The sequence below is a fragment of the Enterococcus sp. BWB1-3 genome, from assembly GCF_016745275.1.
GTDB lineage: Bacteria > Bacillota > Bacilli > Lactobacillales > Enterococcaceae > Enterococcus_L.
Genome location: NZ_JADOEP010000001.1, coordinates 228233 through 253602, shown reverse-complemented (window position 1 = coordinate 253602; position 25370 = coordinate 228233). Strand labels below are relative to the sequence as shown.

Annotated in this window: 25 protein-coding genes; 4 read left to right on the top strand and 21 right to left on the bottom strand. The window is 39.5% G+C overall.

The window, feature by feature from the left end; all coding sequences use genetic code 11:
• Positions 1-86 precede the first annotated feature (86 nt).
• From murG to IW492_RS01250, 8 genes are all read right to left on the bottom strand, one after another.
• Positions 87-1181: an undecaprenyldiphospho-muramoylpentapeptide beta-N-acetylglucosaminyltransferase gene (gene murG / locus IW492_RS01285; RefSeq protein WP_202064364.1), complete on the bottom strand. Its 1095-nt coding sequence runs from the start codon at positions 1179-1181 to the stop codon at positions 87-89.
• An 8-nt stretch (positions 1182-1189) separates the two neighbouring features.
• The gene (gene murD, locus IW492_RS01280; protein ID WP_202064363.1) at positions 1190-2560 is read right to left on the bottom strand and encodes a UDP-N-acetylmuramoyl-L-alanine--D-glutamate ligase; all 1371 of its coding nucleotides are present in this window, start codon (positions 2558-2560) and stop codon (positions 1190-1192) included.
• 16 nt (positions 2561-2576) lie between these two features.
• Positions 2577-3542 carry a phospho-N-acetylmuramoyl-pentapeptide-transferase gene (gene mraY, locus IW492_RS01275; protein WP_202064362.1) on the bottom strand — a complete coding sequence of 322 codons (966 nt, stop codon included), beginning with the start codon at positions 3540-3542 and terminating at the stop codon, positions 2577-2579.
• A gap of 26 nt (positions 3543-3568) precedes the next feature.
• On the bottom strand, positions 3569-5494 hold the full coding sequence (locus IW492_RS01270; protein ID WP_202064361.1) for a peptidoglycan D,D-transpeptidase FtsI family protein: 1926 nt from the start codon (positions 5492-5494) through the stop codon (positions 3569-3571).
• A 2-nt stretch (positions 5495-5496) separates the two neighbouring features.
• The gene (ftsL, locus tag IW492_RS01265) at positions 5497-5898 is read right to left on the bottom strand and encodes a cell division protein FtsL (RefSeq protein WP_202064359.1); all 402 of its coding nucleotides are present in this window, start codon (positions 5896-5898) and stop codon (positions 5497-5499) included.
• Between the two features lie 17 nt (positions 5899-5915).
• The gene (gene rsmH / locus IW492_RS01260) at positions 5916-6869 is read right to left on the bottom strand and encodes a 16S rRNA (cytosine(1402)-N(4))-methyltransferase RsmH (RefSeq protein ID WP_202064351.1); all 954 of its coding nucleotides are present in this window, start codon (positions 6867-6869) and stop codon (positions 5916-5918) included.
• A 15-nt stretch (positions 6870-6884) separates the two neighbouring features.
• Positions 6885-7370, bottom strand: a complete 486-nt coding sequence (mraZ, locus tag IW492_RS01255; protein ID WP_202064350.1) for a division/cell wall cluster transcriptional repressor MraZ — start codon at positions 7368-7370, stop codon at positions 6885-6887.
• A 138-nt stretch (positions 7371-7508) separates the two neighbouring features.
• Positions 7509-7880 (bottom strand): DUF3397 domain-containing protein, encoded by a 372-nt coding sequence (locus IW492_RS01250; RefSeq protein ID WP_202064349.1) that lies wholly within the window; start codon positions 7878-7880, stop codon positions 7509-7511.
• 674 nt (positions 7881-8554) lie between these two features.
• On the opposite strand from IW492_RS01250, the gene IW492_RS01245 reads away from it, so the two are divergent.
• Together IW492_RS01245 and IW492_RS01240 are read left to right on the top strand one after the other, a co-directional pair.
• Positions 8555-9511 (top strand): magnesium transporter CorA family protein, encoded by a 957-nt coding sequence (locus tag IW492_RS01245; protein ID WP_202064348.1) that lies wholly within the window; start codon positions 8555-8557, stop codon positions 9509-9511.
• A gap of 58 nt (positions 9512-9569) precedes the next feature.
• Complete coding sequence (locus IW492_RS01240; protein WP_202064445.1) at positions 9570-9686, top strand: DUF4044 domain-containing protein; 117 nt, start codon at positions 9570-9572, stop codon at positions 9684-9686.
• A gap of 290 nt (positions 9687-9976) precedes the next feature.
• On the opposite strand, the gene recN is transcribed toward IW492_RS01240, so the two are convergent.
• From recN to IW492_RS01185, 11 genes are all read right to left on the bottom strand, one after another.
• Positions 9977-11668: a DNA repair protein RecN gene (gene recN / locus IW492_RS01235; RefSeq protein WP_202064347.1), complete on the bottom strand. Its 1692-nt coding sequence runs from the start codon at positions 11666-11668 to the stop codon at positions 9977-9979.
• Positions 11669-11687: 19 nt separating this feature from the next.
• Entirely contained in the window at positions 11688-12137 is a 450-nt protein-coding gene (argR, locus tag IW492_RS01230; RefSeq protein ID WP_202064345.1) for an arginine repressor, read from the bottom strand.
• Positions 12138-12322: 185 nt separating this feature from the next.
• Complete coding sequence (locus tag IW492_RS01225; protein ID WP_202064344.1) at positions 12323-13141, bottom strand: TlyA family RNA methyltransferase; 819 nt, start codon at positions 13139-13141, stop codon at positions 12323-12325.
• A gap of 13 nt (positions 13142-13154) precedes the next feature.
• Positions 13155-14048 carry a polyprenyl synthetase family protein gene (locus tag IW492_RS01220; RefSeq protein ID WP_202064343.1) on the bottom strand — a complete coding sequence of 298 codons (894 nt, stop codon included), beginning with the start codon at positions 14046-14048 and terminating at the stop codon, positions 13155-13157.
• Positions 14045-14278 (bottom strand): exodeoxyribonuclease VII small subunit, encoded by a 234-nt coding sequence (locus tag IW492_RS01215; RefSeq protein ID WP_202064342.1) that lies wholly within the window; start codon positions 14276-14278, stop codon positions 14045-14047. The genes IW492_RS01220 and IW492_RS01215 overlap by 4 nt, the downstream gene beginning before the upstream one ends.
• 79 nt (positions 14279-14357) lie before the next feature.
• On the bottom strand, positions 14358-15704 hold the full coding sequence (gene xseA, locus IW492_RS01210; protein ID WP_202064341.1) for an exodeoxyribonuclease VII large subunit: 1347 nt from the start codon (positions 15702-15704) through the stop codon (positions 14358-14360).
• A gap of 229 nt (positions 15705-15933) precedes the next feature.
• Positions 15934-16779: a bifunctional methylenetetrahydrofolate dehydrogenase/methenyltetrahydrofolate cyclohydrolase gene (locus IW492_RS01205; RefSeq protein ID WP_202064340.1), complete on the bottom strand. Its 846-nt coding sequence runs from the start codon at positions 16777-16779 to the stop codon at positions 15934-15936.
• A gap of 396 nt (positions 16780-17175) precedes the next feature.
• Positions 17176-17622: a transcription antitermination factor NusB gene (nusB, locus tag IW492_RS01200; RefSeq protein ID WP_202064339.1), complete on the bottom strand. Its 447-nt coding sequence runs from the start codon at positions 17620-17622 to the stop codon at positions 17176-17178.
• On the bottom strand, positions 17615-18040 hold the full coding sequence (locus tag IW492_RS01195; RefSeq protein WP_202064337.1) for an Asp23/Gls24 family envelope stress response protein: 426 nt from the start codon (positions 18038-18040) through the stop codon (positions 17615-17617). The genes nusB and IW492_RS01195 overlap by 8 nt, the downstream gene beginning before the upstream one ends.
• 18 nt (positions 18041-18058) lie before the next feature.
• Positions 18059-18616: an elongation factor P gene (gene efp, locus IW492_RS01190; protein WP_202064335.1), complete on the bottom strand. Its 558-nt coding sequence runs from the start codon at positions 18614-18616 to the stop codon at positions 18059-18061.
• A gap of 208 nt (positions 18617-18824) precedes the next feature.
• Positions 18825-19889, bottom strand: a complete 1065-nt coding sequence (locus IW492_RS01185) for a M24 family metallopeptidase (RefSeq protein ID WP_202064329.1) — start codon at positions 19887-19889, stop codon at positions 18825-18827.
• Positions 19890-20455: 566 nt separating this feature from the next.
• On the opposite strand from IW492_RS01185, the gene IW492_RS01180 reads away from it, so the two are divergent.
• Positions 20456-21271: a metallophosphoesterase gene (locus IW492_RS01180; RefSeq protein ID WP_202064328.1), complete on the top strand. Its 816-nt coding sequence runs from the start codon at positions 20456-20458 to the stop codon at positions 21269-21271.
• A gap of 83 nt (positions 21272-21354) precedes the next feature.
• Here the strand turns inward: IW492_RS01180 and IW492_RS01175 are convergent, their stop codons facing one another.
• The gene (locus tag IW492_RS01175) at positions 21355-21759 is read right to left on the bottom strand and encodes a pyridoxamine 5'-phosphate oxidase family protein (RefSeq protein WP_202064327.1); all 405 of its coding nucleotides are present in this window, start codon (positions 21757-21759) and stop codon (positions 21355-21357) included.
• A 164-nt stretch (positions 21760-21923) separates the two neighbouring features.
• Here IW492_RS01175 and gloA2 point away from each other — a divergent pair, with 164 nt between their 5' ends.
• Positions 21924-22304, top strand: coding sequence for an SMU1112c/YaeR family gloxylase I-like metalloprotein (gene gloA2 / locus IW492_RS01170; RefSeq protein ID WP_202064326.1), 381 nt, complete (start codon positions 21924-21926; stop codon positions 22302-22304).
• Positions 22305-22858: 554 nt separating this feature from the next.
• Here the strand turns inward: gloA2 and IW492_RS01165 are convergent.
• Positions 22859-25342 carry a glycosyl hydrolase family 18 protein gene (locus IW492_RS01165; protein WP_202064325.1) on the bottom strand — a complete coding sequence of 828 codons (2484 nt, stop codon included), beginning with the start codon at positions 25340-25342 and terminating at the stop codon, positions 22859-22861.
• Positions 25343-25370 lie beyond the last annotated feature (28 nt).

Sequence of the window (25370 nt, the reverse complement as noted above, 5' to 3'; positions counted from 1 at the left end):
GTGAGCTTTACAATTTCGCTTTCAGCTGTATTAGGATTATTTTCTCTTTCCTCAAGGTCCTTCCTGCTAATCTTCTACACCCCCTGTCATTGAACAAGCTCTTTCACCAGCTGATAAAGTCGTCTGCTGGCATCTGGAATCCCTTCTTTGCGGGAACTTTCTGCCATTTTTCTGTGCACTTCATCATCTAATAAAATTTCATCAATTGCAGCAACCAGCTGCTGTCCTGTCAGTTCTCCATCCGGAATCAATTTAGCTGCTCCCGCTTTTACAAGACTTTCAGCATTTTTGGTTTGATGATCATTTGTAACAAACGGACTGGGGATCAAAATAGCCGGTAAACCAAGAGCAGTAATTTCAGCAATCGAAGTTGCCCCTGCTCGACCTACCACCAATTGCGTATTCCCCATGACATCTGCCATTTTATCAATATATGGCTGAATACTTACATTATTGAACTTTCTTTTAGAAAGATTTAACTTTTCCTGAAGCTCTTTAAAATAGCGCTCACCCGATGCATATAAGACTTGATACGGCTTGTCTTCAAAAAAAGGTATAGCTTCCATAAATGCCTGATTAATTTTCAAAGCTCCGCGACTTCCGCCAAAAATAACAACTGTCGGCTGTCCCGGTTCCAAATCATATTCTGATAAAATGGCTGATTGTTTTATATCCGCAACTTCCTGTCCACGCGGATTCCCTGTCAGCACAACTTTTTCATCTGGAAAATAAGCAGCCACATCCGGAAAACAAATTGCTACACGAGAAGCGAATCTACTAAGAAATTTGTTGGTTACTCCAGGAACGCTGTTTTGTTCATGAACAATTGTAGGAATCTTCAACTGTTTGGCAGCTACTACTACAGAACCAGAGACATAGCCCCCTGTCCCAATAACCAGATCAGGCTGAAAAGAACGAATAATTTTCTTCGCTTTACCAATACTGGATAAAAAAAGATAAACCGTCTTTAAGTTTTGAGGACTTAACGAACGGCGAAACCCTTGGATTTCAATTGTTTCAAAAGGAATGCCATATAATGGAACAATTTTGCTTTCCAGTCCGTTTTCTGTGCCGACATACATAAACTCAGCCTCGGAATCTATTTTTTTTACATAATTGATAAAAGCCAGTGCCGGATAGATATGTCCACCGGTTCCACCGCCTGTCACTAGTATCTTCATTCGATTTCTCACTTTTCTATTTGTTTTAGCTGCTGAAATGCCTGCATAAATTTGTCTCCTCGTATTTCAAAATTAGGATACTGATCCCAGCTTGCACAAGCCGGCGACAATAAAATAGTATCATCTTTTTCTGAAAAATCATAGGCTTCTTTTACTGCTGTTTCAACATTCTCAGTCAGTTTTATTTCTTTAATTCCAGCAGCAGCTGCTGCCTGATACAACTTGTCTTTTGTTTCGCCAAAAATGACAATTCCTTTTAGTCCTTTTAAAGACGGAATCAGTTCATCAAACTCATTCCCTCGATCCAAACCGCCCGCTAATAGAATCAGCTGGTTCTTTTTAAACCCGCTCAATGCTTTTTCTGTTGCCAAAATATTGGTGGCTTTAGAGTCGTTGAAAAATTTCCGACCATGAAGCTCCCCTACGTACTGTGTTCGATGAGGAACGCCATTGAAATTTTTCAAAGTTTCTCTGATTGCTTCATTTGAAACACCTTTTAATTTCACTGCAGCAATTGCAGCCAATGCGTTCTCAATGTTATGACTTCCGGGAACCCCAAGCTCTGAAGCTTCCATAATATATTCTTTTTTATAGTAAAGTTTTCCACTGTCGCAGAATGCCCCCGGAACTTTTTCAAGTGTTGAAAAAGGAATCACGGTTGCCTGTGTCATCTTACTCAGCTGACGCAGCTCTTCCTGATCCCAATTGAGGATCAGATAGTCTGATGCTGTCATATTTTTTTGAAGAGCCCATTTCGCCCGAACATATTCTTCACGAGATTCATGGTAGTCTAAATGTGCCTCATACAAATTTGTAATCACTGCTATTTCAGGTTTAAACGTATCAACGCCCATTAATTGAAAACTTGACAGCTCCATGACCAGTTCGTCCTCTGAGACAGCTTCCTGCGCTACCTGACTTGCAGGAAAACCAATATTGCCGGCAAGCCGCGCACTTCCTGCTGCACGGTCAGCATTCAACAATAGACCAATCATAGTCGTTGTCGTTGTTTTCCCATTTGTTCCTGTAATCCCTATTATTGGACAATCAGCTATTTGATAAGCCAGTTCAACCTCTGTCAGAATCGGCAGTCCTTTTTCAAGTGCACGCTGAACCAGTGTATTGGAATATGGAATCCCCGGGTTTTTAACAACCATATAGAAATCCTCATCTAACAATTCAATCGGATGACCTCCCGTAACAACACGAATACCCAAGCTTAATAAATCTTGGGCATCAGGGTTTTGATCAAATTGTTTAAAATCATTAACAGTGACCAATGCACCTAACTCCTGCAGCAACTTTGCTGCACTTACTCCACTTTTGGCCAAACCAAGTACCAGAATTTTTTTATTTTCATAGGTTGTAATTTTCTTCATTATTTTTTCCCCTTCATTAGAAAAGAATCCACAGTGTAACTGCGGAGCCAATTAAACTAACTGTCCAAAAAACGATATCCACTTTCCATTCAGACCATCCTGACATTTCAAAATGATGATGGATAGGAGACATCTTAAAGATTCGTTTTCCAAATACTTTAAATGAAAAAACCTGCAGCATAACACTCGCTGTTTCACAAACATAGATAAAGCCAACCAGCAATAAAGTCCATTCCTGTCTGAGAATAATTGAAATCGCCGCCAGTAATCCGCCCAGCGCCAGAGATCCGACATCCCCCATAAATATTTTTGCAGACTTCTTATTATATGGAAAGAAGCCAATTAATCCGCCAACAACACTCAGGCAGACAATCACAACATCAAATTGCTGTTGTTTCCAGGCAATAATTGCATATGTACCAAAAGAAATTGTTCCCAAACCGGAAACCAGTCCGTCAATCCCGTCCGTCAAATTAACTGCATTTGAAAAACCAACTAGCCAGAAAATGATGAATACTCCATAAAAAATTCCCAGAGGAAGCTCTGTCAAACCAAACAAGCTCAGAGTCCCCGACGGTCCTTCCGTTCGATAGACCAGATAAAAAACAATACCTCCAAGAATCTGACCAATCAGTTTCTGTTTAGAATTCAATCCCATGTTTCTTTTTTTGAATATTTTGATAAAATCATCCAAAAAACCAAGTAGTCCGTATAAAACCAAAATGAAGAGCATGATGAACACAGACGGCGTCAATTGTCTAAGCCAGAATGCGATCGCCAGCGCAGTAATAAAAGCTGCACTTAAAAAAACCGCTCCTCCCATAGTCGGGGTACCAGACTTAACATTATGCCAGGTTGGTCCTTCTTCCCTTGTCACCTGTCCCTGTTTTTTCATTTGAAAATAGCCGATGAATATTGGCATAACCGAAACAGTCAGCGCAAAACTTAACGCTATGGGAATAAAAATCTGTGTCCACTCCATATTATCTCTCCTAATTCACTTCAACATTATTCATTTCCTTCAACAACCTCAGATGACTCGGATGTTTCCGTTACTACAGCTGTTGCCGTATCAGCGGCTCCATCTGTATCTTTAAGCTCCATTGCTAATTTCATTAATGGATTTGCAATTTCAGACATCATCGTTTTATCATAGTATGCAGGTCGTTTAACCGTTACATATAAGATGTATTCTGGATTTTCTGCCGGTACCATTTCAACAACTGAGTAAAGATAGTCAGTCTCTCCGTCTAAATAGAGCCCATTTTCAGTAATCTGAGCTGTTCCTGTTTTCGCAGCAACCCGATAATTTGGTACTGTATATACCCCATAAGCAATACCATAATCCGGATCTTCAACTGTATCGATCATGTATGTTCGAACATCACTAACAGCCTGAGCACTGACAGGAGTCCCAACTGCTTCTTTTTTGGTTACTGTTTCTTCCCCGGTTTGAGGATCTTTGATTTTGCTGATGTACTGAGGCTTCAGCATCGTCCCATCATTGGCAAATGCACTAAAGGCCTGCATCATCTGAAAGTTTGTTACTGAAACCGCCTGGCCAAATGAAGACATCGCAATATCTACAATATTATCTGTTGGAAGACTTCCTGCAGATTCACTTGGCAAGCCTGAATTCGTTGACTTCCCGAAATTAAAACTTTCAAGATAGCTCTTCCATTTGTCATTCCCCATACGTCTTTCCAGTTCAAGCATCCCTACATTACTGGACCAGGAAATGGCCTGACGAAATGTCAGTACTCCTTTTTCTCCTTTATCCCAGTCATTTACTTTTACATCGCGCTCTTCATCAAGCACCACACCGCCATAAGGATAGGCGAATTGCTCATTTGGATTAAATACACCTTCCTGAATAGCTGCTGCAGCGGTTATTATTTTCATAGTCGAGCCCGGCTCAAAAGAATCCTCAATTAAAGCATTACGCCAGACAAAATTTTCATCTACTCCTTCTTTTGTTTCAGGTTCAAATGAAGGCCGTTGTGCCATAGCAAGAATATTTCCTGTTTTAGCTTCCATCAGCATAGTTGTAACACTCTCAGGCTCATATTTTTCCACGAACGGGTCTAACAAAGCTTCCAAGCGTGTCTGAAGACGAATGTCAAGAGTTGTATAAATGTCTTTACCGTCATAAGATTCTGAATCTTCAACAATTGTTCCCGGCAACGGATTGCCATAGACATCTCTTTGATATTCAATTTTTCCGTCTTTCCCGCTCAGAATGTTGTCATAAGCTGCTTCCAATCCCATTTTTCCAACTAGTCCTGTTGATTCATCATCCGGATCTGCCAGGTCTGTATAACCAATAAAATGAGAGGAAAATACACCATTTGGATAAATCCTGTCAGGATGATCATTAAAATAAATTCCTTCAATCCCAAGAGTTTCAAGTTCATTCTCAATATTTTGCCGTTGTTCCAAAGTTAGGTTCTTTCCATTGTTACCAAATTCCACCTGAAATTGAACTGTACCGTCTTCTTTTGTACCGCCATTTAAGTATTTCAATGCGTCTTCTTTTGATAAATTCGTATATTTATCCAATGTCTCAGCAATAGCCTCATAATCCTTTTTCTGAGCGTACAGCTTTTTGTTTTCCTGTCCTAAAAATGTTTCCGACAGCACTGCATAAAGTGAATAAGAAGTTGCATCTTCCGCAATAATCTGACCGTTTCTATCTAGTATTGCCCCTCTTTTAGCTTTTATCACCGTACTGCCTGTGTATAAGTCCTGTGTTTTTTCCTTTAAAGAAACACCTGCAACTTCGCCGGAACTGATGATATAGGATAATCTAAAGGCAAACAAAAAGAACAATCCAATACTTGCAGCAAATAGAATTATGCCCACCTTTTTTCGATTGTTCGTTGGATTTAAGTTTTTTTTCCTGATAAATCGTTTTATTCTGCTATCTTTACTCATACTTAATTCACTTTCCTTAAGTTTCCATCAATTTCTGAAAGGCCTTGTTCTTCAGCAGTTTGCTTAATACGGTCTGCTTTTGAAAGTTCATTTTTTTCCTGTTCCAATTGCAAAGCAGTATTTTCTTTGAGCTTTATTTCTGCCTGTGCATTGGTGATGTCATTTGTTGTCTGAACAATGGCTGTTCTGACTTGGATTGTCAACACCGCAACACTGATTGCTGCAGCCAATATAACAATACTAAGAAATTTTTCAAAAAGTGAAACATTTCTTAGGCGTTTCTTAGGAGAATATGGCAGATTTTCCGGCGATTGAATTTTTATTTCAGGACTTTCTGTTTCAATCACTGCTTCGTCCATGATTCCTATATAATTTGTTTCTTCATATTTCTTCAATTCTGCCATCCTCTGCTCTCCTTCCCCTAATTTACTTTTATTCTCTCAGCTATTCTCAGCTTCGCGCTTCGCGAGCGATTATTTTCTTCTAATTCCTGCGCTCCCGGTAATACAGGTTTTCTTGTAATCACCTTTAATTCCGGTTGAAATTCTTCAGGTACAACCGGCAGCCCGGGCGGCAGATCTTTTATTGAGCTGTATTCTTTAAACATATTTTTTACAATTCGATCTTCCAATGAATGGAAGGTAATGACACTGATTCTCCCCGATAAACTAATCAAAGAAATTGCCTGCTCCAGTGATTCTTCAATCACACGAAGCTCATCATTGACGGCTATTCGGATCGCCTGAAAAATTCTTTTCGCAGGGTGTCCTCCAGTGCGGCGTGCAGCAGCAGGGATAGCTGTCTTAATAATGTCAACTAACTCGCCAGTTGTTTCGATTGGCTGTTTACTTCTCACCCGCTCGATTTCTCTAGCAATCTGTTTTGAAAATTTTTCTTCTCCATAACGAAAAAATATTTTAATTAATTCCTGATAGGAGTATGTATTTACAATATCATAAGCAGTTAATTCTGCACTCTGATCCATTCTCATATCCAACGGTGCATCCTTATGATAACTAAATCCTCGACCTGCTTCATCCAGTTGAGGGGAAGAGACTCCAAGATCATAAATGGCTCCATCAATATGCTGGACATTGAGCTCATTCAAACGTTCCTTCAAATAGCGGAAGTTTGATTTAACAAATGTGACCATTCCTTTATCCACGTATTTCTTCAGTCGCTCTGCTGCAAAGTCCAGTGCTTTTTGATCCTGATCGAAAGCATATAAATGACCGGTTTCATCTAATTGGGACAAGAGATACTCACTGTGTCCTGCACCACCCAAGGTACAGTCTACATAGATACCATTTTTTTTAACTGCCAATCCGTCTACTGTCTCTTTTAGTAAAACAGTATAATGCTGAAACTCCACCATGCATGCTCCTCATCCTTAAAAACCAAAATCAGTCATTGTTTCAGCGATTTCATCAAAATTCTCTTCAGCTTCTGCTGAAAATTCTGCCCATCTGGCTTCATCCCAAATTTCAATCCGGTTTGAAACACCGATAATCACACAGCCCTTTTCCAGATTGCCGTGAGCTCTTAATGTTGCAGGAATATTGATTCTTCCCTGTTTATCCACTTCACATTCAGCAGCAGCCGAATAAAAATAGCGGACGAATGTACGGGTATCTTTCTTTGCAAGGGGCATTGTTTTCAACTTTTCTTCCAATATTGTCCATTCCGATAATGGATAACCAAATAAGCAGCCGTCCATTCCTCGAGTAACAATGAATTTGTCTCCAAGTTCATCACGAAGTTTGGCTGGCACAATTAATCTGCCCTTGGCATCAATATTATGTTGAAATTCGCCCATCAACATAGTCGGATTCCCCGCTTTTCCACTTGATAGAAACAGTCTACCATATTCCACCACTTTCTACCACTTAAAACCAAAAAACTTATACCAAATCACTGTTATTTAAAGACTTTGTAACATTTCATCATTTAACCATATTTTGCAGAAAACGGAATCAACGCTTCTGTTCCGCGATTTCCGGGCGATTTTTTCTTTTCAAAACAAATAATGACTAATGTTGGACAACACTAATAAAACATATACCACTAGAACCAATAAAAAATTAAGACGCCAGAACATCTTAAAATAGCGTCCATAAATCAATTCTCCATAATAGTATGCCTGAAAAAGAGCCACACATATCCCTAATAATAAAATAGAAATAAACATATAGGGAATGATCGATTGATTATATGTATCCTTTGATAAAACATGCATTCCAATCAACAGAAACGGCGTCGCAATATCAGGAGCTTTCACCTTGTAGCGTTCTGCAAGAGAAAGCCTTGTAATAAGAATACTTGATGCGAATAAAGCTGCCACCGGAAAAACATACCAAAGAAGCATAATAATTGAAAAAGAGACCATCCAGAACAATTCCTTTCATAACACTTAGGACCTGTTTGAAAACTCTAGCAGCGAATATTTTCAAAGAAATAGATATGAGCTAACTCCATTTAAAGAAAGAATGTGGCAACATTCTTTTTATTGTCGGACACATACTATACCACTAAATATTCCTACAGACGCGGGACTGACAATTCTACTAAACTGCACCAAAGAAAAGACTTGCATCCATGAGTCTCATATTGTTCGATTCTCAATACAAACACGTCTATTCGAAAAAGCATTGACAACTACTCTGTATTAATGAATTGATTTTATGACCATAAAATCAATCTCATTCTCGTACACATACCATCCTGCTTCCCCTGTTACAAGTTAGTAGGACGGTATGCGTACGAGAATATATCCTATTTTTCCAACCATTATTTACAGAAAAATGAACACGTTAAAATGAGTCGGCTTTTTTGTTTGGTAAATTTAGACCTCAACTAAAATTCCTGAAAAATTCGAATTCCTCCACAGTTTTCAAACAGCTCCTAGTTTAACTATACTGCATTTACTTTACACTCATGTTTCATTTCCTTTAAAAGTTGATGCCTAAATAATACCATTTTACAAGTCATTCAGTTACTATTCAAGGGCTCAATCGCTTATAATGAAATTATCTATTGATTTTTTTGAAAGAGGTGGCAGAATTGATTACATATTTAAAAAAGGACACAGCCGGTTTCAGCGGCACAGCTCAAGACAGCCCTGAAGTTCAGTGGATTATAGCGGAGGCTCCTACCAAAGAAGAAGCAGATCATTTGATCTCAACCTACGAACTACCGAAAGACTATATTACCAGTGTCCTTGATGAAAGAGAAATGGCACGTTCTGAAGGAAACTGGCAAAATGCCAGTGAACACCCAGCATTAATATTGGTTCAATATCCAATAGCCTCATTGAGTCCAAGCGGATATATGCAGTTGGATACTTTTCCTTGCGCAGTCATACAGGCAAAAAACGAAAAGCTTATCACAGTTACCAACAGAACAACTGACTTTATCAATGAGGTTCGGACAGAAAATCTTTCTCAGTCCCAACTATCAACAAAAAATGCCATTTTATTTCAGCTGCTCTGGCGTATTTCCAAACATTATAATAGCTTTCTTGCAAAGATTATTACTGAGATTGGTGATCTTGAGGGCGAATTGAAAATTGCAACAGAAAACAGTCAGCTTTACCAAATGATGGATATCCAGAAAAGCCTTGTCTATTTTGAATCTGCTATTTCTGAGAATATCAGTGTGATCAGACAACTCTATGATACTCGAAAAGAAGCACAAAAATTTGATCATCTGCCTCATCTTCACGACATACTTGTAGAAATGAAGCAGGCTCTGACGACAACCAAGATTCAATTAAAACTGGTAAACCAGATCAGCAGTACATTCTCATCTATAGTGTCCAATAATCTAAATATAGTTATGAAGATTCTAACTTCTCTGACGATTGTTTTGACCATTCCGACAATTATCGGAGGGATTTACGGAATGAATGTTAAACTGCCGTTTGCAAGCAGAGAAGACGCCTTTTTATGGATTTTTATCATTACTTCCATAGTATGTATTGGTGTGATTCGATTCCTAAAAAAGAGAAATCTCCTGTAAATTGCTGTTGATGATTTTCATAAAAGGTTGTAAACTGTAAGAGGCAAAGGATGTGAGAATGATGAATAAAAAGAAAACCAGTACCTTTTCGAAAATTACAAAATTCGTTGTTTGGCTGATGTTGATTGCAATTTTAGGTTCAACTATCATCACTGCGATTTTATATCTGAGATAAATCGGGCATACAAGCAGAGGTTGTGACAAAGCTTCTTACGAAGGCTCGAATTATACAAAGACTGGAACACAGTTTATTCGGCTTTAGGGACTGTGACATTAGTCCATAATAAAATCCCAATGAAAGAACCGGAAAGGGTTCATTTCATTGGGATTTTTGAGTACAATAAAAGGGACTGTACAAAAGTAGTCCCTTTTTTTATTGAAAAGCGCTTCTTCTTATATCATACTATTCAGATCAGGACTGAGCCTGTCTTTAAAGACAAGTATTAAACTTATTACGCTGTTTAGTTAGATTGCTTTCTCCTTATCAGCCAGTTGAAGCAGTTCTTTGGCATGCTCCATTGTCAGCGGAGTAATCTCGCTTCCAGAAAGCATTCTTGCAACCTCTGACGTACGTTCCTCTCCGGTAAGTCTGCGAACTTTCGTTTCTGTCCGATTATTACTGATTTCTTTGGAAATAAAATACTGATAATCAGCCATCGCTGCAACCTGCGGCAGATGAGTAATGCATAAAACCTGAGATTTTTTGGAAATTTGGTAGATTTTATCAGCAATTGCCTGAGCCACTCGCCCGCTGACTCCAGTATCCACCTCATCAAATACAATACTTGTAATACCCTGGGTCTTTGAAAAAATAGTTTTCAGTGCCAGCATGACCCGAGAAAGCTCTCCTCCTGAAGCTACTTTTACTAACGGCTTTAAAGGTTCTCCCGGATTCGTGGTGATGTAAAATTCCACTTGATCCAATCCATCTTCTGTCAGCACCTCTTCCGAGTTGTTCTGGAAATTCACTTGAAATTCCGTTCGTTCCATATAGAGCTCTTTCAGCTCTTTTAAAATACTTTTTTCCAGACCAGCTGCTGCTTCCTTACGTATTTGACTGAGTTTGCGTCCAAGCTTCAGCACCTGTTCTTTTTTCTCAGCAAGTATCTGCTCCAACTCATCTGCTTTTCCATCAAGCAGCCCATTTTCAGCCAGCTCTTCGCTGATTTCCTGATAATAATCTAATATGGAAGCGATGGATTCCCCATATTTTCTTTTCAACTGTCTGATCAATTCCAACCGATTTTCAACTTCATCCAGACGACCTTCATCAAGCTCAAGCTGACCTAAATGACGAGACAAATCTGCACTTGCTTCCTGAAGCTGATAGTATCCATTTTGAACCGTTTCTGATATAGCCTGATATTCAGTATCCAGCGTTTCAATGGTAGTCAGTTCATTCATCGCATAGGCTATTTTATCCAAACTGCTGTTTTCTTCCCCGTTGATTGCCTCATAGCTGCCAGCCAGTACATCTACAATTTTTTGAAAATTTGCCAGTTTATTTCGTTCTTCTGTCAGCTGTTCTTCTTCACCAGCTGTCAGTTTAGCCTCTTCAATCTCATTACGTTGAAACTGGAGCATGTCCAAACGCTGAGCGAATGCTTTTTCATTTTTTTGAAGACTCCTAACCTTTTGCTCCAGCTGACAGTATTCCTGATAGCCTTCAGTATACTCCTGTTTAATCACACGAAGATCACTGCCGCCAAAATCATCAAGCATACCTAAATGCTTCTCGTTGTGCATTAATTCCTGATGCTCATTTTGTCCATGGATATCAACAAGAAATTCACCAACTCTTCTAAGCGTGGCAATGGTAACAATTCGTCCATTCACACGGCAAATATTTTTACCTGAGGAAAAAATATCTCTTTGCAGAATCAGCATTTCTTCTTCCTGCTCAATCCCTTGTTCATCCAGTAATGCAATTAACTCCGGATTAGCAGGCAGAGTAAACAACCCCTCCAACGTACATTTAGATGCACCTTGACGAATAAAATCACTGGAGCCTCTTCCTCCAGTTAACAAGCCCACTGCATCAATAATAATCGATTTCCCTGCCCCGGTTTCTCCGGTAAGAACAGTCATTCCCTTCCGAAATTCCAATTCCAGTGAGGAGATAATTGCAAAGTTTTTTACTGAAAGCTCCTGCAGCATAATTTTTCACCCCGTTACATTATAAATAATTGAAGAATTCTTCTCTTAAAAATCCAGCATCCTGTTCTGTCCGTGTGATCATCAGAACGCTGTCATCATCACAGATCGTTGCAAACAGCTGTTCTTTGTACTGCTTTTCAATCAAATCTGCCGATGCTTTGGCATTCCCCGGAATTGTGTGCAGTACCACATATTTTTCCATTTGATCAACAGAAACAAATGCTTCTTTCATCAATTTTTCCAGTTTTTTCTTTGTGTCTTCCTGCGTCTCCAAAGGGATACTGTACCGATAGCCGCCCTCTATTGATGGTATTTTGATTAGTTTCATTTCTTTAATATCTCTTGAAATAGTTGCCTGCGTCACTTCCACACCTGCAGATTGTAATAAGGAAACAAAGTCTTCCTGTTTTTGTATGTTATTGTCTGTCAGCAGACGAGTGATTAACCGATGACGATCTTTCTTCCTCATAATACTTTACTCCTTTTCAGGTTCATTTCCATTTTATCATAGCGCATTTTTCATTGTTTTTAAAGAATTAAAAAAGTACTGTTGATTTTATGCAAGTTGACAAGCCGATTTTATCATAGTGTACAGCACTTTCAAAAACCGTTTAAAATAAAAAAACTGAGCATTAACGTCTCAATTTTTCTATATCAAGCCTTTTTTAATTTTTGATGAGCTTGCTGAACAGTGCCTTCAATATCAACCTCAGGTGCAATACTTCCTTCATTTTCAACTGAAATCAAATGAACCAAAAATTCAATATTTCCTTCTCCTCCAGTAATAGGTGAATAATCCAGTTCGGCAACTTTGTAGCCTGATCTTGCTGAAAAACTAAGAATATCCTCTAAGACAGCCGTGTGTGTATGTGGATCTCTTACAATTCCCTTTTTACCAACTTGTTCTTTTCCAGCTTCAAACTGAGGCTTTATAAGTGCAACAACATCGCCGCCCGATTTTAATATTTTATGGAGCGGAGGTAAAATAAGACGCAAAGAAATGAATGAAACATCAATCGTGGCAACCTCTGGCTGTCCTTTTGAAAAGTCTTCCGGTTCGCTGTACCTGAAGTTTGTTCGTTCCATAACTACAACTCGTTCATCCTGTCTGATTTTCCAGGCAAGCTGATTGTACCCTACATCCAGCGCATAACTCATTTTCGCACCATTCTGCAGTGCCGCATCCGTAAAGCCTCCGGTTGACGCGCCAATATCGAGCATAATTTTATCTTGAACTGCTATGTCAAATACCTTCAACGCTTTTTCCAGCTTCAAACCGCCTCGAGAGACGTAAGGCAATGTCTGACCTTTCACCTGCAAAATACTGTCTACAGGAATTTTTTCTCCTGGTTTATCCAATCGCTCATTTTTATCATTATAGACCAGTCCAGCCATAACACCGCGTTTTGCTTTTTCTCTTGTCTCAAATAATTCCTGATTAAATGCCAGGACATCCACTCGTTCTTTCTTCATGCTCTTCTTCTCCTTACTGAAGCGCCAGCTGTTTCAGTATATTTTCCAGAAGCACCGGCTGAAATTCATTGTTACAGGCTTGAATTTCAGCTAATTTTTCGCTTGCAAGCTTCATCTGCTGTTCAAATTCCTTTGCTGCTCCTTTTATTCCAAGCAATCCGGGATACGTACTTTTATTTAAAGTTTCATCTCTGCCCACTTGCTTGCCAAGCTCTTCTTCCGAGCTTGTTACGTCCAGTAAATCATCTCTGATCTGAAAAGCCAGTCCTAAATAGCGGGCAAAACTGCTCAGAAGTTCAATAATAACCTCAGTCTGATCTGCCAAAATTCCGCCTGCTATCAGAGCAAATTCAATGAGCGCACCTGTTTTAGCTTCATGTACTTCCACCAGTTCTTCCAAAGACAGAGAACGTGTTTCTCCCTGCAAGTCGCCAGCTTGTCCGGCAACCATTCCCTGTGTTCCCGCCGCTCTTGTCAGTTGCTGAATTAAGAGTACTTTCTTCGACATGTCCAGCTGGCTGACAGCAATCAGCTGAATAGCTGCTGTCAGCAGACCATCACCTGCCAAAATCGCATGCGCTTCTCCATAAACTTTATGATTGGTCGGTTTTCCTCTGCGAAGATCATCATCATCCATTGCCGGCAAATCATCATGAATCAAAGAATACGTATGGATCATTTCCAGAGCTGCAGCAACCTGACAGACCTCTTTTTCAAGCTCTTTGCCAAAGGAAAGAACCGCAGCGATTACCAGAAGCGGACGGAGCCTTTTCCCCCCAGCCTGTATAGAATACAACATACTCTCTTTTAAATAGTCATTGGCAGTGTGCTTTTCCAAAAAGCCTATCATCTCTTTTTCGACCAGCGGAACATAGACTGCTCGGAATTTCTGAAAGGCTTCTGTCATTCTGCTTCACTCTCTTCAAAGGCAACTTCCTCATTTGTGTCAGTCATCATTTTTGTCAGTGTTTTTTCTGCTTTTTCCAAGGTATCCTGACAATGTTTGCTTAGCAGCACTCCTTTTTGAAAGGCATCCAACGCTTCCTCCAAGGGAACATCTCCTCTTTCCAGACGCTGCACAATTTCTTCCAGTTCATTTAATGATTCTTCAAATGTTTTCTCTGTTTTTTTTGGCATCTTGCTGCTCCTTTTCCTTCTTCATCAACGATGATACTTTTCAGATTCTTCAGACTCCTGCATGAATGCTGTCACTCATTTATTTCTCTTTTTTGTTCAACTCAACCGAATCAATGACAGCCGTCACTTCTCCATCAACATAGTGAATGGTCAATTTATCGTTCACACTGAGCTCTTCTGCTGATTTAACAACTATCTCATTCTTCGTTGTATAACTGTAGCCGCGCCCCATAATTTTTAAAGGACTCAGCAAATCCAGCTGCTGAATAGCTGAAATCAGCCGTTTTTGCTGATTGCTCATATAATTATCCTTACGATCAGTTAAACGCTGACTCATGAAATTTACCTGCTGACGCGCTTCCCTGATTCTTCCTGTAGGATTTTGCTGTACCAGACGACTGATAATCTGCTGTGAGACCTGATATCTTTCATGATAAATGGCCTGCATCCCCTGATTCAGCCGCTGCATCATTTTATCCAGTTTAACGGCCTGACCTTCATATAAACGATCCGGTTGAAGAAAAACATACGAATTTTTTAAACGAGTATAGCGCTCGTTCTTTTGCTGCAGCAAATAGAGAAAGCTTTGCTCCAATCTGCTTTGCTTATCACGAATACGCATCAATTCCTCTGAAAGTACCGGAACCGCAAGCTCCGCTGCCGCAGTCGGTGTAGCCGCACGCACATCAGCAACCAGATCAGCAACGGTAACATCTGTTTCGTGACCCACAGAAGAAATAACTGGAATCGCCGTATCAAAAATTGCTCTAGCGACCACTTCTTCATTAAATGACCAGAGATCCTCGATGGAACCTCCTCCACGACCAATAATCATGGTATCAAAGGTACCTTCTTCTTCCACTCGATGAATATTCTTGACAATATCAGCCGCTGCCTGATCCCCTTGAACCAAGGTGGGAAACAGAACCAGCTGAGCAATTGGATATCGTCTTTTTACCGTGGTAATAATATCTCTGATTACAGCTCCGCTCGGACTTGTTATAATGGCAATCCGTTTGGGATATTTGGGCAGCGGCTTTTTCACGCCATCAAACAGACCCTCTTTTGATAGCTTTTCCTTTAGTTCAGCCAAAGCCTGATAAAGCGCACCAACCCCGTCAGGTTCCATATGTTCTACATAAATTTGATAGGACCCGCCATTTTCATATAATGAAATTCTGCCGACAACGAGCACTTTCATACCTTCCTTCGGCTGAAATTTCAATTTTTGAAAGGCAGATTTAAACATAATTGCAGATATTTTAGCACGGTCATCTTTCAAGCTGAAATACTGATGAGCGTTTGCCCTCAATCGAAAATTGGAGATTTCTCCAGTCAGATAGACACGCCCCAGATAAGGATCTGCATCAAATTTACGCTTCAAATATTTAGTTAATGCAGTCACTGTTAAATATTGCTGCGTCATTACGTTCCTCTTCTCTTTTTTGATACTGCCTGTATTATTTTACCAGTCTGCCCTATCTGCAAACCAAATGAGCAGGTACTGGATTGATACGAGGCCAGTCATTCAATTATCCTGTTCCTCTGTCGAATGAAGCAATACAGTTTTTATTATTCTATATAGAATGATTGACTGTTAAATTATTTTTACTTTGAATATAAGGATTTCCATACACTAAGAAAGATATTCTTACTTAATTTATTCGCTTTGCTGCTTCGATGGTCTGATACATCAGCATGGTAATGGTCATTGGTCCGACTCCTTTAGGTACCGGTGTAATGAAGCCTGCTGTTTCAGAAACCTCATCAAATTTCACATCGCCAATAAGTTTGCCGTTTTCATCTCTGTTCATGCCAACATCAATGACCACCGCACCAGGCTTCACGAACTCTTTTGTTACAAAATGCCCTCTCCCAATGGCTACTACTAGTATATCTGCTTCACGGGTAAGCTCCGCCAGATTTTTTGTCTTGGAATGTGCAATAGTGACAGTAGCACTTTTCATCAACAGCAACTGTGCCATTGGTTTACCGACAATATTACTGCGACCAATGACCACAGCTCGTTTCCCTTCAAGATCAATATCATAGGCTTCAAACATTTTCATAATGCCATAAGGTGTACAAGGAATCATTGTTGGTTTTCCAATAAACAGATGACCAAGATTCACCGGATGAAAACCGTCTACATCCTTTGCCGGATCAATCGCCAGCAATACTTTGTCTTCATCAATATGCTTTGGGAGAGGCAGCTGAACCAGTATCCCGTGAAAATTTTTATCCTGATTATATTGCTCAATTTTGCCAAGCAGTTCCTCTTCTGTGATCGTCTCCGGCAATTGCTCCACCTTTGAATGAATGCCGATACGGGCTGCTGCCAGATCCTTGTTTTTCACATAAGTCTGACTGGCGTGATTTTCGCCAACCAGCAAAACAACAATACCCGGAGTAATCCCGCTTTCTTGCAGCTTACTTACTTCATTTTTCATTTCTTCCTGCATTTTATCTGCCAGTTCCCGGCCGTTGATTAATTGCCCCATGTTCATACTCCTCCTGTTTTTTAACAACCGATCAGCACTTGACTGTACCGGTAATGAATAATATATTGTTCTTTTTCCCCTATTTCTATAAGTAAACAATGAAATAAGATCGGTCATCTGATTTTTTCGATTCTTAAACAACCTGTTTTTCTGCCTTCATCAGCCGGCTATTCTAAAAAAAGATACGATCTACTTTCTTCCCAAATTTTTCAATGCTTTTATTCTAGCATAATTTCAGGTTGCTTGACACTATAAGTAACAGTCTTTCGTTAGAAAAAGACATGACTAATGTTCAGCAGAATCGGTTCAAGAAATTGAAAAACTTCCCTCTCAATAGCAGCAAGCGTAACCAAGTACTGACTGAGCATAAGGGAAGTCATTCATTTTTTTATCAAGTTATTCCTGCAGACCCTTCATAACATTAGACAGCACGCCGTTAATAAATTTTCTTGAACTGTCATCACTGTATTTTTTAGCCAACTCAAGTGCTTCATTCAGCGCAACAGTATTCGGAACGTCTGCTGCGTACTTCATTTCAAAGATGGCAATTCGCAGGATAATCAGATCCAGTTTTGCAATGCGCTGAATCGTCCAGTTTTTACCTAAATGACCTTGAATCAGCTGATCCAGCTCCTCTTTCTTTTCACAGACGCCGCCAACCAGTACATCAAGATAGACAGGGACAAATTCTTCTCCATCTTCGCTGATCATTTCGCCATGATCCAGTTCAAGAGCATTTGTAATTGCATCCTGCTTTGTCAGGTCGCTGTTAAAGTCTAAAGGAAAAAGAGCCTGAAGGGCTTTTTCTCTAATCTCATGTCGAGTAAATGCTTCTTTACTCATTCTCTTCCCCATCCTCCGGGAAAAGTTCTGAAAAATCAGGTTCAGGCAGCTTTTCCGGAATAACCGCCACAACATGAATATTCACTTCAATTAGATCAATATCTGTCATAAACAGTACCTGCTGTTTTACACGCTCCTGCATTTCCAGCGCTGCTTTAGGTACAGACACACCATATTCCAAGTAACAGTAGATATCCACTTTCAGTCCATCTTCTTCCTGATTCAGATAGACACCTTTCCCATGTGCTGCACGTCCCAGAAATTCTGTTACGTTATTAGCAAAAGTACCTCGCATGCCATAGACACCATCAATTTTTGATGCGGCAATACCAATAATTACTTCAATGACCTCCGGAGCAATAACTATTTCGCCCAAAGCGTCTTTTGTATCAATAATAAGATTTCTTTCTTCTGCCATTATAAATCCTCCTGTCCTTTATGCCCGTGACACATAACTTCCGTCTGCTGTATTAACAATCAGCCGATCTCCCTGATTAACAAAGAACGGCACATTCACAACAACACCCGTTTCCATAGTTGCAGGTTTTGATCCTCCAGAAGAAGTATCTCCTTTAATGTTCGGGTCAGTAGATGTTACTTCCAATGTCACTGTATTCGGTAAATCAACACCAAGAATTTCAGAACCAAACATAATGATACTCAATTCCATATTTTCCAGCATGTATTTTAGTTCATCCTGAATTTGTTCTTCAGGAATTTCAATCTGTTCATACGTTTCCAGATCCATAAACACATGGCTTTCGCCGTTTTCATACAAATAGTGCATTTTACGGTTATCAATTTGAGCTTTTGCCACTTTTTCGCCTGCACGAAACGTTTTTTCCTGAACGCCGCCTGTACGAAGATTTTTTAACTTCGAACGGACAAAAGCAGCTCCTTTACCAGGCTTCACATGCTGAAAATCTACTACACGCCAGATTGCTCCATCTACTTCAATGGTCAGCCCAGTTTTGAAATCATTAACAGAAATCATTTGGTTCCTCCTTCATCTACTCAGTCAATACTGCTGACTGAACAGCTAAACATCTGTCTTTTTACTCGTTCCTAGTTTAACATTAAACAAGCGACTACGCCACCAGAAAAAACGCTGAAGCTCCTTCTCTGAATGTAAAAGACACTAGACATTTTTTTATAGAACAGCCCATTCATTTCTTCCTTAAATCAGTCGGATTCAGCATTTGCTATAAAATAATCAGTTCTTTCGGTGAATGAGTCAGAACACGATTTCCTTCTGGAGTAATCAACAGGTCATCCTCAATACGAACGCCGCCCAGTCCCGGGATGTAAATTCCAGGCTCATCAGTTATCACATTTCCTACAGTAAACTGCACATCTGCTTTAAATGAGACATTTGGACCTTCATGAATTTCCAGTCCGATTCCGTGTCCGGTGCTGTGTCCAAAGGCTTCTTCATAACCATAGGAAGCAATGTGATTACGTGCTACTGCATCCAGCTGAAAACCGGTTAAGCCTGGCTTCGCTTCTTCCAAAACTTTTAACTGAGCTTCCAGTACAATTTCATAAATCTCTTTCAGTTTCGGATCAGGCTCTCCAATAGCGAAGGTTCGTGTCATATCAGATACATAGCCTTGATAGTAACAGCCAAAATCAAGAGTAATTAAATCTCCTTTTTCAATCAGCTTATCGCTGGCTACACCATGAGGCATAGCTGAACGGACACCGCTGGCTACAATCGTATCAAACGAAACACCGGAAGCTCCTAAAGAACGCATATAAAAATCCATTTGATTCGCCACTTCAATCTCGGTCATTCCCGGTTTAATCACTTTCAGAATATGTTCATAGGCAGAATCAGCTATGTTGCAGGCCTGTTGAATCATTGCGATTTCATCTTCATCTTTCACTTCTCTCAGAGCCTCAATCATCCCTGCCACTGGAATTAGCTCACAGGATAAAATTTCCTCCAACACACTATATTCAGCAAAGCTCACATGGGTCTCTTCAAAAGCCAGATTGGAAAGCTCTTCTTTTTCTGCCAGCTCCATTACTTCATCGAAAATAGATCCGGTATTTTTAACGATTTCAAACCCCTGCGCCTGTTCTGCTGCCTGTTCCGTATAACGAAAATCAGTAATAAAAAATGCTTTGTCTAAAGTAACAACAGCAAGTCCGGTCGTTCCTGTAAAATTAGTTAAATAACGTAAATTGTACTTACTTGTAACCAGAAATGCAGCGATATTGTTTTTCTTCATTTCCTGTCTCAACTTGTTGACTCTTGCAATCATAGCCTGTTCCTTCTTTCCTGTAATAGTTGCTTCTATTTATTATATCAAAGATCAAATATGAAACAACTTTGAGCAGCTTGACAGCAGAGAGAAGACTAAAAAAACATTTCCTTTATCTGAAAATACCAGAAGTTTACTAACAATAAAAAAATCTGAAAAAAATGCTTCTCCACTTCTTTATTTTTTAGTATGATTTACTAAGTTACTCTAAAGATTTTCTGTAAAATAGAACGTACCTGTAATTCTTTTATATACTGGATAGGGATAAAAATGATCAACTCAAAAGAATCTATCAAAAACTGACCGATTAATTAACTGAGAGCTTTGACAAAAAACCGCCAGCTTTGAATGCTCTGGCGATAAAGAGTACAGCAAAGAAACGTATCAGAGCAACTATTCCAGCTCAATGCTGCTCATTGTAATGCGTTCGCTTCCTCACCAAAAATAACATGATTATGTTATTGCAAAGAGAGACAAAAACAGGGTATAAATCCTTTCATATCAAGGATTTTAAGGTTTCAGGGAATATATTTTTAATCACCAAAAAAATGAAAGGAGAGCCATTGATGAAAAGACTATTACTGACATTTCTTAGTATTGTCGTTCTAGGCATCGCTCTGGCAGGCTACGCCTTTTTTATAGAACCCAAAAGAATTACGATTAATCATCATTCCCTAGGTACCAACACCGGACAGACACCGGTAAAAGTACTGCAGCTCTCCGATATTCATTTGAAAAAAGATTATTCTACCGAACAATTGAAAAAAATCGTGACTGCTGCAAATAACGAAGAACCAGATATCATTGTATTTACTGGTGATCTATTTGATAATTTCGCTAAATATGGACCCATTAACGAAACCATTGCTCTGATGAATGAGTTAAAGGCTCCTCTCGGGAAATTTGCAATTTGGGGAAATCATGATTACGGTGGGGGAGCCCATTCTGTCTATCCGAATATTTGGAGCAGCAGCGGGTTTCATCTGCTGAAAAATACTGGAACAACTATACAGACAGCCGATAACAAAATGATCTATCTGACCGGTATTGATGATGCTATGTTCGGCACGCCTTCAATTGAAGAAGCAATACAAAACCGCCGCAATGCTGATTATACAATTCTTCTCAGTCATGAACCAGATGTTGTGGACACTGCTGTAAACTATGACATTTCTTTGATACTGAGCGGTCACAGCCATGGCGGACAGGTAAATATTCCTTTTATACCAGTCACCAATGTCCTTGCTGAAAAGTATACAAAAGGATTCTACGCACTTAACGCACAGACCACATTGTATGTAAACACCGGGCTGGGCACTACATTAATTTCTGCCCGTTTCAGAGTCCCACCGGAAATCGCGGTCTTTCAACTTTATATTTAATTACACTCCATTTACAGATCAAAACAGACTGAAAAACATTGCTTTCACAATATTTTTCAGTCTGTTTTTTTCCAGGTCCCAGCTTATACAATGACATCCTGTGTTTGCTTATTCATATGAATTTTAGCTGTCCCTGTCTCAAAAACAACAATAACCGGATACTCATGATTCAGTTCTTTCTGGTAAGCTGTAAGGTTCGAGTCCAGGTCATTTTCGGAATCTACAGGCTCTATAGAAAATTTCCCTTTTAAAGAAATACTTTCATGATCTGATTCATCATAGCAGCAAACTGAACCTGTGGCATCTCGCATAATATTCCTTACTGTCTCACCGTTCTCATTAAGATAAAAGTACATTTTTAATAATCCTATACGCCATAATGGCCGAGAAACTGTAATCACAGTTGGAAATCCGCGATAATCAAGTGTAGCGAGCAAAAAAACTGTGCTTGAATTTAGTAAGTGATTAATCTGATCATGAACTTCCATATAAGCGCTCCTCCTTGTAACCTTTATTTCTTATTCTACCAATGATTTTCCATTAGTAGAAAAAAAGAGTCCCTTATTTTTTCCCAGTCAGTCAAATTAATTTATCAATTGTGCCGCTTTTTGTTATAATCACAGTATTCTTTTAGATTTCAGGAGGGTATTCCATGTTTTTTGAACACATTCACCATACTGCAGTTAATGCATCCAATTATGAAAAAACAGTCCAATTTTATGTAAATATACTTGGTTTTTCCATTATTCGGGAAAACAAACGTCCGGAAAAAAATGATATTAAGCTGGATCTTCAACTAGGTAATCAGGAGCTTGAAGTATTTGTCAGCGATGTCTTTCCTGAGCGTCCCTCCTATCCAGAAGCACTGGGCTTGCGTCATCTGGCTTTCAAAGTAGTGGATGTACCGAAAGTCTGCGCATATCTTGAATCAAAAGGAGTCGTCTGCGAACCGATACGTACAGATGATTTTACCGGTGAAAGAATGACCTTTTTCTTTGATCCAGACGGATTGCCATTGGAAATTCATGAATAAAACAGATACTCATAAGTGCTGTTGAGAGGTGAAAGAAGTTCCATCTCCTATTGTTTTTAATGGAGCTTCCGAGACATGTTTGGAACAAAGAAGAACTTTTTGAAAGTGTTTGAGGCTGGGATGCTCTGGACAAAGAAGTCTGGATAGCAGTCATTCATATTAAACCCATTCATAAAAAATGTAAATCTTTCTATTTCGCCAATCGAAATTCTTTGAGACAGCGGATACTGATTTAATTGGGAAAAATAATTGGAAAAAGCCAGAATAAGCCTTTAATGAGTTGAACATTGCTGAAAGACATATCCGCCTATCTCTTTTGACAATAAAAAAGGTTGGAAGCAGAGTTTGCTGCATGCATTATTTTCCTTCATTGGTTGTTCAATACAATTTTTGAAAAATAAGCGCTCAACTGGCTCTATAAACAAAAACGTTCAAAGGCTCTGAGAAAAAGCCTTTGAACGTTTTTGTTTACAGCCGGACAGCCGTTTTTCAGGGCTGTCCGCTGCATTAATATTTATTAGAAAAGAATCAGGAGTTTTTACACACAAAATTAATTACACAGTTTCTCTTGATTTTCGAATAAAGATAACTCCCATCACTACTCCGATAATTCCAAGGATACGATAAGCCATTTGGTCCGTCTCGCCGGTCTTAGGGTAGCTGCCCTCTGGTTTCTTAGTTGCTGTTGAATCAGTAGTGGAAACAGCTGTTGTTGAATCCGTTGCAGAAGAACTTATTTCAGACGTTGTCGACTCTTCCATAAACTTGTCATAAACATAAGTAACATGCTGATCTTCTTCTGTAAACTTTCCAGAATTATTTTCAGGAGTTTCAATCAATTGATATCCGTCAAATGCTTTTGTTTCCGTTTGATAAGCAGCTCCAATTACTCCGACAATTTCCACATCATCCGCCAGCTTCTCGCCATTTTTTGTAACATAGCTGATCCGTACTTTTCCAATCAATGCGGCAGGATTATCCAGCAGATAGGTCATCGTGATTTCCTGTGGCGAATACTTGAATACTCCGGAGATCACTTTTGTTTCGGAATAATAGCCTTCAATTTCAGGACTGCTGATTTCAAATGCTGTACCGACCTCTCCTGAATAAACTTTTTTCTCAGCTAAAAGCTGACCCGCTGCATCTTTCAAAGCAACTGTAATTTCCCCGGCTTTATCATAAACTTCAGGCAACTCATAAACCATCTGTGTATTATATACTTTTCCATCTGGTACGATTCTCTGTCCCACATTCAGATAGCTGATACGTTCCATATGAGCGAATGCTGCATTGGTATAGATATTGAAAGCAACCGTTTCTCCCGGCAGAACAAATGCAACTCCTATTTCAGACAAATCCAGAGTTTGAGTAGTATGCTTTTCCGGAAGAGCAGCATCAGTGACTGCCAAGGATAAGCTGTATTGCTCTCCATCCACAGGCAGAATAATTACTGGATTTTTCAGTGTTTTATTATTCTTTTCTGTTGCTGCTAAAACGACATCCGTTTCTTTCAAAACTTCATTATTAGTAAGAGTTACTTTATAGCCTTCGTTTCCATCCGTAAGCGGTATCACCGAAGATTCAACAGCTAATGGCAGATATTGTAATTCTCTTGAAGGAAGAGCTATTCCAGTAAACAACCCATTGTAGATAGCTGTTGTCAGTGTATCTCGCTTCTCACTTTCAGTGCTGGATGGTGCATCCTGTGATTGCATCCAGGTTATCATCCCGCCCAGTCCGTTTTCACGAATATAGTTTGTTTTCTCCTGAATGGAGCGGATACTATCATAGGTAAAGAATACTTTTGATTCTTTGCTGTACATATAAGAAGCTTTAGATTCCTCATCCCAGTATTCGGTCAAATCAGGATACTTCACTTTTAGTTGATCAAAGGAACGATAAGCCCAGATCCCGCCATTTCGTCCACCGTCACCATTTATCAGAGGTTTTTCGTTTTCAGCACCACGGCTTTCGCCTCCATCCGCATCTGTTACAGCAAAATCTGCACTTCCAAATAATCCAGGCAGATTTACCGGATCTGGTCCGTCATTCTCTACATTTCCCCAACCTCTACTGTAAAAAGCAGCCCCAATCACAATTTTTTCAGGTATCGCACCATTACTTAAAAAGAATTTCACACTGTCATCCGTACTGAATGACCAAGGTTTGCCATCTCCTTGAGGCGCTTTGGAACTCGTATATAATCCAGTGTGATGATTGGTGGCATTTTCCCAGGCGCCATGGATATCATAAGTCATTAAGTTGGCATAATCAACGACTTTAAAGACCTCGGCTATATCCGTTCCCTTGTTTAAAGTATATGGTCCGGCCGCCAGTGCCACTGAAAGCTCGTAGGTTTTACCCGTTTTTTGCCCTAATGTATCCAATCCTGCTCTCAACTCTTTTAATAAAATGACAAAATTTTCCCGATCTGCCTCAGAAGCATCCGGTGTTCCCTCATCTTCCTTGCTGTCAACCAAATCTGGCGCTCGCACGCTTCCCGGATACTCCCAATCAATATCAAGAAAATCCATTTGATTGTATTCAACAAAAGCAAGCAGATTATCTACCAGTTTCTTTCGATATGTGTCATTTTGTGCATTAAGCGCAAAGTCTCCGGATTTTGTCCAGCCGCCGACAGAAATACCTACTTTTAAATTTGAATTTCTCAGACGAAGCTCCTGCAATGCATTCAGCAAACCAGCATTTGGTGCGTATTCTTCTACGCTATTGTTTCCTCCGTTTGTACCTAAAGCAGCAAACTCATCGGTCCATTCCAGATTTCCTTCTACATCAAAATCTAAAAAAGCAAAATTTAAATGAGTTAATTTTTCAGCTGGAATATCTTTTGGAAAAAAATTCCCTTCACTGTCTTCAATCGACCAGTCGCCATAATACATCACGTTTCGATAAGAAAGTTGTGATTCCTCTGCGTAGGCTTGCTTATCTGGAGACATGCTTGAAAATGACACACCAAATAAAATAATTCCTAACATCATCATTATCAAAGAGACGAGTTTACTTTTCTTTTTAACCATATTTTATCCCCCAATATCTTTTTGTTTA

What these genes read in the sequence shown, in the direction of transcription:
- nusB (WP_202064339.1), bottom strand. Translation starts at nt 17,622, where the DNA reads ATGAGTAAAGAAGCATTTACTCGACATGAGATTAGAGAAAAAGCCCTT.
- murD (WP_202064363.1), bottom strand. Translation starts at nt 2,560, where the DNA reads ATGAAGAAAATTACAACCTATGAAAATAAAAAAATTCTGGTACTTGGT.
- rsmH (WP_202064351.1), bottom strand. Translation starts at nt 6,869, where the DNA reads ATGGTGGAGTTTCAGCATTATACTGTTTTACTAAAAGAGACAGTAGAC.
- efp (WP_202064335.1), bottom strand. Translation starts at nt 18,616, where the DNA reads ATGATTTCTGTTAATGATTTCAAAACTGGGCTGACCATTGAAGTAGAT.
- IW492_RS01220 (WP_202064343.1), bottom strand. Translation starts at nt 14,048, where the DNA reads ATGACAGAAGCCTTTCAGAAATTCCGAGCAGTCTATGTTCCGCTGGTC.
- ftsL (WP_202064359.1), bottom strand. Translation starts at nt 5,898, where the DNA reads ATGGCAGAATTGAAGAAATATGAAGAAACAAATTATATAGGAATCATG.
- IW492_RS01205 (WP_202064340.1), bottom strand. Translation starts at nt 16,779, where the DNA reads ATGGGGCAATTAATCAACGGCCGGGAACTGGCAGATAAAATGCAGGAA.
- IW492_RS01215 (WP_202064342.1), bottom strand. Translation starts at nt 14,278, where the DNA reads ATGCCAAAAAAAACAGAGAAAACATTTGAAGAATCATTAAATGAACTG.
- IW492_RS01195 (WP_202064337.1), bottom strand. Translation starts at nt 18,040, where the DNA reads ATGGCAGAAGAAAGAAATCTTATTATTGATACAAAAGACGCTTTGGGC.
- murG (WP_202064364.1), bottom strand. Translation starts at nt 1,181, where the DNA reads ATGAAGATACTAGTGACAGGCGGTGGAACCGGTGGACATATCTATCCG.
- IW492_RS01250 (WP_202064349.1), bottom strand. Translation starts at nt 7,880, where the DNA reads ATGGTCTCTTTTTCAATTATTATGCTTCTTTGGTATGTTTTTCCGGTG.
- gloA2 (WP_202064326.1), top strand. Translation starts at nt 21,924, where the DNA reads ATGTTTTTTGAACACATTCACCATACTGCAGTTAATGCATCCAATTAT.
- mraY (WP_202064362.1), bottom strand. Translation starts at nt 3,542, where the DNA reads ATGGAGTGGACACAGATTTTTATTCCCATAGCGTTAAGTTTTGCGCTG.
- recN (WP_202064347.1), bottom strand. Translation starts at nt 11,668, where the DNA reads ATGCTGCAGGAGCTTTCAGTAAAAAACTTTGCAATTATCTCCTCACTG.
- xseA (WP_202064341.1), bottom strand. Translation starts at nt 15,704, where the DNA reads ATGACGCAGCAATATTTAACAGTGACTGCATTAACTAAATATTTGAAG.
- IW492_RS01240 (WP_202064445.1), top strand. Translation starts at nt 9,570, where the DNA reads ATGATGAATAAAAAGAAAACCAGTACCTTTTCGAAAATTACAAAATTC.
- IW492_RS01225 (WP_202064344.1), bottom strand. Translation starts at nt 13,141, where the DNA reads ATGAAGAAAGAACGAGTGGATGTCCTGGCATTTAATCAGGAATTATTT.
- IW492_RS01270 (WP_202064361.1), bottom strand. Translation starts at nt 5,494, where the DNA reads ATGAGTAAAGATAGCAGAATAAAACGATTTATCAGGAAAAAAAACTTA.
- IW492_RS01165 (WP_202064325.1), bottom strand. Translation starts at nt 25,342, where the DNA reads ATGGTTAAAAAGAAAAGTAAACTCGTCTCTTTGATAATGATGATGTTA.
- argR (WP_202064345.1), bottom strand. Translation starts at nt 12,137, where the DNA reads ATGAGGAAGAAAGATCGTCATCGGTTAATCACTCGTCTGCTGACAGAC.
- IW492_RS01175 (WP_202064327.1), bottom strand. Translation starts at nt 21,759, where the DNA reads ATGGAAGTTCATGATCAGATTAATCACTTACTAAATTCAAGCACAGTT.
- IW492_RS01180 (WP_202064328.1), top strand. Translation starts at nt 20,456, where the DNA reads ATGAAAAGACTATTACTGACATTTCTTAGTATTGTCGTTCTAGGCATC.
- IW492_RS01185 (WP_202064329.1), bottom strand. Translation starts at nt 19,889, where the DNA reads ATGATTGCAAGAGTCAACAAGTTGAGACAGGAAATGAAGAAAAACAAT.